The organism is Cellulomonas hominis, from assembly GCF_005239125.1.
GTDB lineage: Bacteria > Actinomycetota > Actinomycetes > Actinomycetales > Cellulomonadaceae > Cellulomonas > Cellulomonas hominis_A.
Genome location: NZ_SZYE01000326.1, coordinates 1 through 1776, shown reverse-complemented (window position 1 = coordinate 1776; position 1776 = coordinate 1). Strand labels below are relative to the sequence as shown.

Genomic DNA, 1776 nt, shown 5'->3' with positions numbered 1-1776 from the left:
TTCGGCGTCGTCGAGCACCCGGCCGACGAGGACGCCTGGCGCCGGGACCCGGCCGCCGCCCTCCGCGCGCGGCTGCCGCGCATCGCGCGCACCTGGTCCCGCTGACCCCGCGCCGGTCCCGCTGACCCCGCGCCGGTCCCGCTGACCCCGCGCGGGCTCGGCGCCGCGGGCTCCGCCCGGGCTCCTCGGGCTCCGCCCGGGGCGCCGAGTGGGCAACCGACACGTCGAGCGAGCATCCGCCGACTACTCGCTCGACGTGTCGCGTGCTCGCTCGGCCGCCGCCGCCCCGACGGGACGGGCGCCGGGGTGCCCCCGCGGCGCGCGCCGGGCGCGGCGTGCAGGTCGTGTGCGCGTCCCCCGGCGCGCGGCTCCCGCGGGCGTACATTGGGGGAACAGATCACGCGGGAGTGCGGTTGTGCTCGACGTGACCGTCCCGCGGCCCGTGCCAGGCGCGCGCCCGCGACCGATCCGAGACACCGTCAGGAGACAGCAATGAGCGAGACCACCGAGACCGCGACGCACGGCGTCGACCTCACCGACGTCGCGGCTGAGAAGGTCCGCAGCCTCCTCGAGCAGGAGGGGCGCGACGACCTGCGCCTGCGCATCGCGGTGCAGCCCGGCGGCTGCTCGGGCCTGATCTACCAGCTCTACTTCGACGAGCGCGTGCTCGACGGCGACGCGCTGCGCGACTTCGACGGCGTCGAGGTCGTCGTGGACCGGATGAGCGTCCCGTACCTCGAGGGCGCGACCATCGACTTCGCGGACACCATCGAGAAGCAGGGCTTCACGATCGACAACCCGAACGCGGGCTCGTCCTGCGCGTGCGGCGGCTCGTTCAGCTGACCCGCACCGCCTGACGCCACGAGGGCCCCGGACCGCACGGTCCGGGGCCCTCGTGCGTGCGGGGTCTCAGAGATCCGTCAGGCCCGCGTCCCGGCGGATCGCCGCCACGACGCCCGGCAGCACGTCGCAGAACCGGTCGACGTCGGTCCCGGTCGTGCCGACGGGCAGCGCGAGCCGCACGTTGCCCTGGGTCAGCGCGCCCATCGCGGCGAGCACGTGGCTCGGCTCCTCGGCGGCCGACGTGCACGCCGACCCCGACGCGACGGCGAACCCGGCGCGGTCGAGCGCGGTGACCACGGCTTCCCCGTCGACGTAGAGGCAGGAGAACGTCAGGACGTGCGGCAGCCGGCCGGTCGCGGGGCCGGCGACGTCGACCTCCCGCACCTCCGCCGCCACGCGCGCCCGCAGCCTCTCGACGAGCGCGTGCCGCGGGTCGGGTCCCGCGGCGACCCGTGCCGCCGCGGCCTGGAGCGCGACCGCGGCGGCCAGCGCGGCGGGCACGGACACCCCGCCCGGGAACCAGCGGTCCTCGTCGCCGGTGCCCGCGGGCGGCACGGGGGAGCGGCGCACGCCGGTGCGGGTCGCGAGGACGGCGACCCCGGGCGGTGCGCCGACGTCGCCCGGGTCGAGCGTGAGGACGTCCCACTCGGCGCCCACCGGCACGTGCCCGAACGAGGACCCGGCGTCGACCAGCAGCGGCACGCCCGCGGCCCGCGCGGCGGCGTGCGCCTCCGCCACCGGCTGCCGCGTGCCGACCTCGCCGTTGGCGTGCTGGACCGCGGCCAGCGCCACGCCCGGGCGGGCGACGGCCGACGCGAACGCGGCCAGGTCGAGCCGGCCGTCGCGGTCGACGGGCACGGTCAGCAGCCCGGCCACCGCGTCGCCGCCCGGAGATCGGAAGTGCGTGGTGTAGGGCAATAGTGTAGGCGATAG

Annotated in this window: 2 protein-coding genes; one reads left to right on the top strand and one right to left on the bottom strand. The window is 77.5% G+C overall.

Features of this window, described 5'->3' with window-relative positions:
- Positions 1–492: 492 nt before the first annotated feature.
- Complete coding sequence (gene erpA, locus FA014_RS19370; RefSeq protein WP_147796443.1) at positions 493–843, top strand: iron-sulfur cluster insertion protein ErpA; 351 nt, start codon at positions 493–495, stop codon at positions 841–843.
- 66 nt (positions 844–909) lie between these two features.
- Here the strand turns inward: erpA and FA014_RS19365 are convergent.
- Positions 910–1776, bottom strand: an 867-nt coding sequence (locus FA014_RS19365; protein WP_154731232.1) for an aminotransferase class V-fold PLP-dependent enzyme, incomplete at its 5' end; no start/stop codon positions are given.

Excerpts from the sequence above, each read along its gene's own strand:
- erpA (WP_147796443.1), top strand. The coding sequence starts at position 493 with ATGAGCGAGACCACCGAGACCGCGACGCACGGCGTCGACCTCACCGAC.